The organism is Cobetia sp. (genome assembly GCF_983723665.1).
In genome coordinates this window covers 4,416-10,467 of record NZ_CFDJES010000105.1, presented here as the reverse complement: position 1 = coordinate 10,467, position 6,052 = coordinate 4,416, and the positions used below count along the sequence as shown (strand labels likewise).

General features: G+C 62.2%; 5 protein-coding genes. 2 read left to right on the top strand and 3 right to left on the bottom strand.

The window, feature by feature from the left end:
- Positions 1–174 precede the first annotated feature (174 nt).
- Positions 175–1,383 carry a tyrosine--tRNA ligase gene (gene tyrS / locus AC4FAH_RS10815; protein WP_054556461.1) on the bottom strand — a complete coding sequence of 403 codons (1,209 nt, stop codon included), beginning with the start codon at positions 1,381–1,383 and terminating at the stop codon, positions 175–177.
- Positions 1,384–1,538: 155 nt separating this feature from the next.
- On the opposite strand from tyrS, the gene AC4FAH_RS10810 reads away from it, so the two are divergent.
- Positions 1,539–2,687 carry an anhydro-N-acetylmuramic acid kinase gene (locus AC4FAH_RS10810; protein WP_287024256.1) on the top strand — a complete coding sequence of 383 codons (1,149 nt, stop codon included), beginning with the start codon at positions 1,539–1,541 and terminating at the stop codon, positions 2,685–2,687.
- A 90-nt stretch (positions 2,688–2,777) separates the two neighbouring features.
- On the opposite strand, the gene AC4FAH_RS10805 is transcribed toward AC4FAH_RS10810, so the two are convergent.
- Positions 2,778–3,932, bottom strand: a complete 1,155-nt coding sequence (locus AC4FAH_RS10805; protein ID WP_288987299.1) for a PilT/PilU family type 4a pilus ATPase — start codon at positions 3,930–3,932, stop codon at positions 2,778–2,780.
- Between the two features lie 139 nt (positions 3,933–4,071).
- On the bottom strand, positions 4,072–5,103 hold the full coding sequence (locus AC4FAH_RS10800; RefSeq protein WP_043333445.1) for a type IV pilus twitching motility protein PilT: 1,032 nt from the start codon (positions 5,101–5,103) through the stop codon (positions 4,072–4,074).
- Between the two features lie 195 nt (positions 5,104–5,298).
- Here AC4FAH_RS10800 and AC4FAH_RS10795 point away from each other — a divergent pair, with 195 nt between their 5' ends.
- Positions 5,299–6,051 (top strand): YggS family pyridoxal phosphate-dependent enzyme, encoded by a 753-nt coding sequence (locus tag AC4FAH_RS10795; RefSeq protein ID WP_490246016.1) that lies wholly within the window; start codon positions 5,299–5,301, stop codon positions 6,049–6,051.
- The last annotated feature ends 1 nt before the right edge of the window (position 6,052 follow it).

The window sequence follows — 6,052 nt, the reverse complement described above, 5'->3', positions numbered from 1 at the left end:
TCCCCGGCAGCGGATGCGTACTTTACGCACGAACCGCCGTGAGGGCAAGGGCTTTCTTGAGAGAATCTCGCCGCAATGATGTCAGGCACTCAAAACACGTTCGGCCCCACCATGTCTGGTGGGGCCGAACTGGAGGCGACATACGCCAGCGTCTTCTCAATACCTGTCAGTACCTCAGCGCGTCACGGTCACTCGTGCGTAACGCTTCTTGCCGGCCTGGATGACGATGGCAGTATCGAAAGGTGCCATATAGGAAGGCTCGACCACTTCGCCATCCACTTTCACGCGACCATTCTTGAGCATGTCCTTGGCCTGGGCACTGTTGTTGGCCAGGCCCGCACGATTGATGACTGCCGCGATCGGCGCCACCTCGGCGCCTTCCAGGCTGACGGTGACATCCGGCATGTCCGCCGGCAACTCGCCGTCGGCCAGCTGATTGCCGCTGGAGAGGTGCGCCGTCGCCGCCGCTTCTTCATCGTGGAAGCGTGCCACCAGCTCGCGCGCCAGCTCCATCTTGATATCACGCGGGTTGGCACCGTCATCGATGCTGGCCATCAGCGCCTTCACTTCATCGAGAGGACGCAGCGACAGCAGCTCGAAGTAACGCCACATCAGCGAATCCGGCATGGAGACGATCTTGTTGAACATCTCGCCCGGGCGGTCGTTGATACCGATGTAGTTGCCCAGCGACTTGGACATCTTCTGCACGCCATCCAGGCCCTCGAGGATCGGCATGGTAATCACGACCTGCGGCTCCTGGCCACGCTGGCGCTGCAGCTCACGCCCCATCAGCAGATTGAACTTCTGGTCGGTGCCGCCAAGCTCGATGTCCGCTTCCAGTGCCACGGAGTCATACCCCTGGATCAGCGGGTAGAGGAACTCATGGATGGAGATCGGCTGATTGCCGGTATAGCGCTTGTCGAAATCGTCACGCTCGAGCATGCGCGCGACCGTACTGGAGGCCGCCAGCTCGATCATGTCACCCGCGGAGAGCTTGTTGATCCATTCGGAGTTGAAGGCGATGCGCGTCTTCTCCTTGTCGAGGATCTTGAAGACCTGCTCCTGATACGTCAGGGCATTGGCCTTCACATCCTCTTCGGTCAGCGGCTTGCGCGTCACGCTCTTGCCGGTGGGGTCGCCGATGCGGCCGGTGAAATCACCGATCAGGAAGATGATCTCGTGCCCGAGGTCCTGCAGCTGGCGCAGCTTGTTGATCAGCACCGTATGACCGAGGTGCAGGTCCGGCGCCGTCGGATCAAAGCCTGCCTTGACCTTGAGCTTGCGCCCGGACTCGAGCTTCTTGATCAGCTCTTCCTCGACCAGCACCTCATCGGTACCGCGCTTGATGATCTCCAGCGCTTCCACTACTGACTTGTCGCTCATCCTGCCCTCTCTGACCGTTGCTGCTCCCCTCGTAACGGGGCATGTTGGCCGAGAATGTTAGCATGACGAGCATGGCATGCACCCCCTGCCGCAGAGCGGCGTGCTCACAAGCTTCACCCCCCTGTTGCACGCCCCCAATGATCGGGAGACCCCCAATGGCGCTCTACCTTGGCTTGATGACCGGCACCAGCCTAGACGGACTCGATATCGCCTTGCTCGATATCGCTCCCTCCTCGCCAGACCACGAACGGATTCGCTTCATTGATGGGCTCGACCTGCCGCTGCCCGAAACACTGCGGACTCGACTCTGGCAGCTGATGCATTGTGATGAGGCATGCTTCGCCGATCTCGCCGCCGCCGAGCAGGCGTTGGCCGAACTGGCCGCCAGCGCAGTGACGCGCTTGCTGACCCGCCAGCAACTGAGTGCAGACGATATCGCGGCGATTGGCAGCCATGGCCAGACCATCGAGCATCGCCCCTACGGTTTCAGCGACCGGCCATGCCACACGCCCTACACCCTGCAGCTCGACAACCCCAGTCTGCTGGCCGAGCTGTGCGGCATTCCCGTCGTCGCTGACTTCCGGCGCCGTGATCTGGCCGCCGGCGGTCAGGCGGCCCCGCTGGCGCCCGCCTTCCACGCTGCTCTTTTCAGTCAGCCAGACCAATGGCATGGACTGCTCAATCTAGGCGGCATCGCCAACCTGACGCTACTTCCCCCTCAGGACTCCACGGCTGACGTCATCGGCTTCGATACCGGCCCCGCCAACTGCCTGCTGGACGCCTGGCATGCCCGCCATCGTGGCACCGCGGTGGATCAGGACGGCCAATGGGCCGCCAGCGGCAAGGTGATCCCTGACTTGCTCGAGAGATTGCTGTCGGCCGATTACTTCCGCCGACCACTTCCCAAGAGCACTGGCCGCGAAGACTTCCATCTCGACTGGTTGGCACAGCACCTGAACGGCGACGAGTCACCGGCCGACGTGCAGGCCACGCTCCTGAGCCTGACTGTCGAGAGCATCGTGCAGGCACTGGAGCAGACCGGCGTGTCACTGGCTGCGCTGACTCCCTGCGGTGGTGGGGCACGCAATGGCGCCCTGCTCACGCAGCTGGAGCAGCGCCTGGCGCAAGGCGAGCAAGCGACGCCTCTCGTGTCCTGCGCTGACATGGGCTGGAACGCAGACCTGCTCGAAGCCAGCGCCTTTGCCTGGCTCGCGGCGCGCAGAGTACTGGAGCGCCCCGGCAACCTGCCCAGCGTGACCGGCGCGAGCGGCCCGAGAGTGCTGGGCGGCCTCTACGCTCGCTGATCCTCAGCGAATACGAAAAAGCCGCCCTCTTCCTCAGAAGCAGGGCGGCTCTTGATTGGCTGATCTCTACGCCAACATCACCGACACGCCTCAGTCGTCATCCCCTTGCAGCGAGAAGCGACTGGCGGCATTCAGGACATCCAGCTGGGCTTCCTGGGCACTGTTGGAATCACCGAACTTGATCATCAGGCGCAGGTCATTGGCGGAATCGGCATGCGCCAATGCCACTTCCTCGGTGATCAAGCCCTGCTGATGCAAGGCGTACAGCGATTGATCGAAGGTCATCATGCCCTGCTGCTGCGAGCGCTTCATGACGTCCTTGATCTCGACCACCGCGCCCTTGCGGATCAGGTCGACGATCAGCGGTGAACGCAGCATCACCTCAATGGCCGGCACGCGCTGGGTGGTGTTGCCACTCTTGTGAGGCAACAGCTGCTGGGCCACGATGCCCTTGAGGTTCAGCGACAGATCCATCCACACCTGTTCATGACGCTCCTCCGGGAAGAAGTGGATGATGCGGTCCAGCGCCTGGTTGGCATTGTTGGCATGCAACGTCGCAAGACACAGGTGACCAGTCTCGGCGAAGGTCAGCGCGTGCTCCATGGTCTCACGCGAGCGGATCTCGCCGATCATGATCACGTCCGGCGCCTGACGCAGCGTATTGCGCAGCGCCACCTCGAAGGACTCGGTATCGATCCCCACTTCACGCTGCGTCACGATGGAGCGCTGGTGAGGGTGGATATACTCGATCGGGTCTTCGATGCAGATGATATGCCCGCTCGAGGTCTGGTTGCGGTGCTGGATCATCGCCGCCAGCGAGGTCGACTTGCCGGCGCCGGTGCCACCGACGAAGATCACCAGACCACGCTTGGTCTCGGAAAGCCCCTTGATGATCTCCGGCAGCCGCAACTCTTCCAGGCTGGGAATCGACAGCTGGATGCGGCGAATCACCATGCCCATCTGGCTACGCTGGTAGAAGGCGCTGATCCTGAAGCGCCCGACTCCCGGCAAGCTATGCGCGAAGTTGGCCTCGCGTTCTTCCTCGAAGCGCTCGCGCTGCATGTCACTCATCGGTGCGAGCACCAGCTCTCTCACCTGATCGACACTCAGCTTCTTGTCACCCAGCGCCACCATGCGGCCATTGACCTTCATCTGCGGCGGTGTGCCGGTGGAGATGAACAGGTCCGAGCTGCCCTTGCTGACCATCAACTGCAGAAGTTCATGCAGCCATTCATGAGGAGTCATGAGTTGTATCCCGATATGCGCCTTGAGAGTCGCGCCCAAGGCCTCGCGCTGAAATGCCGTCCCATGAACCTGAAAAGTTGACGTGTTCCGGCCCCTGCCCCACCTACCTGCAACGTGATTGTCGGCCCTCCTGGCGAATTCAGCTCAACAAGCCCTTGGCTTTCGCCTGAGCATCTTCATTGGTCACCAGCCCTTCCGCCAACAGACGCGTCAGCGCTGCATCCAGTGTCTGCATGCCCAGGGCGCCACCGGTCTGGATGGAGGAATACATCTGCGCCACCTTGTCCTCGCGGATCAGGTTACGAATGGCAGGCGTCGCGATCATGATCTCGTGAGCCGCCACCCGGCCACCGCCGATCTTCTTGAGCAGTGTCTGGGCGATGACGCCCTGCAGGGACTCGGACAGCATCGAGCGCACCATCGACTTCTCCTCGCCGGGGAAGACGTCAATGATACGGTCGACGGTCTTGGTCGCGGAGGTGGTGTGCAGGGTGCCGAACACCAGGTGGCCCGTCTCGGCCGCGGTCAGTGCCAGGCGGATGGTCTCGAGATCTCGCAGCTCGCCGACCAGAATGACATCCGGGTCTTCACGCAGCGCCGAGCGCAGCGCCGGCGCGAAGCCGTGGGTATCACGGTGCACTTCACGCTGGTTGACCAGACACCGCTTGGACTGGTGCACGAATTCCACCGGGTCCTCGATGGTGAGGATGTGGTCGTACTTGTTCTCGTTGATGTAATCGACCATCGCCGCCAGCGTGGTGGATTTACCGGAGCCGGTCGGCCCGGTGACAAGAATCAGGCCGCGCGGCAGCATGCACATCTTGCGGAAGGCTTCACCGAGCCCCAGATCCTCCATCGTCAGCACTTCCGAGGGGATGGTACGGAAGACGGCCCCCGCGCCACGCCCCTGATGGAAGGCGTTGACACGAAAGCGCGAGACACCCGGCACCTCGAAGGAGAAATCGGTCTCGAGGAATTCCTCGAAGTCACGGCGCTGCTTGTCGTTCATGATCTCGTAGATCAGCGCGCGCACCTGCTTGTCATCCATTGACGGCACGTTGATGCGCCGCACATCACCGTCGACACGAATCATCGGTGGCAAACCAGCGGACAGGTGAAGATCCGACGCGTTCTGTTTTGCCGAAAAAGCCAGCAGTTCGGTAATATCCATGCAGTTCCCTCGCGAAGACCGAAGCTCTTGTACCAACGAGTCTTGTGTACTCTGGTGAAAGTGTGAAGTGACTCTTCAGTAGATAGTGCGATGGGCACCATGTCACCAGGCCTGTCACGCTCATGCTGTTGATGACACGCCTGATACCGTGCCAGCCATCGCCAGGTTGTTCCGCAAATTCTGGAGCCGAGCCGCATGACCGCAGTCCCCGACGACGAAGCTTGTGTTACCCAGTGTATCCTAGAGGCCCGCGCGCGGCTGGAAAAGGCATTGCAGACAAGTAAACGCAACGCTGATTCGGCGCAAGTGCTGGCCGTCAGCAAGACCAAACCCGCCACGCTGGTGCGCGCAGCCTGGCAATCCGGCCAGCGGGCCTTTGGCGAGAACTACCTGCAGGAAGCGCTGGACAAGCAGCAGGCGCTGTCGGACCTCACCGATATCGAATGGCATTTCATCGGCCCCATCCAGTCCAACAAGACGCGCGCCATTGCCGAGCACTTCGCCTGGGTGCATACCGTGGAACGCGAGAAGATCGCACGCCGCCTGAGTGAGCAGCGCCCCGGTGAGCTTGGCGCGCTCGATGTCTGCCTGCAGGTCAACATCTCCGGCGAAGCCTCCAAGGCTGGCGTGGCACCGCAGGAACTGCTGGCACTGGCCGAGACGGTGATCGCGCTGCCCGGGCTGCGCCTGCGCGGCCTGATGGCGATTCCGGCCCCCTGCGCCGCCGATGCCAGTGATGCCGAGCGTCACGCACCCTTCTGCCAGCTGCGCGAGCTGTTGGAACAACTGCAGGCGCGCTTCCCCGCCGCCAGCTACCCGCAGGCTCGGCTCGATACGCTCTCGATGGGCATGAGCGCGGATCTTGAGGCCGCCGTCGCTGAAGGTGCGACACTGGTACGCCTCGGCACTGCCATCTTCGGCGCACGTGACTATTCCCACGTCCACTGAG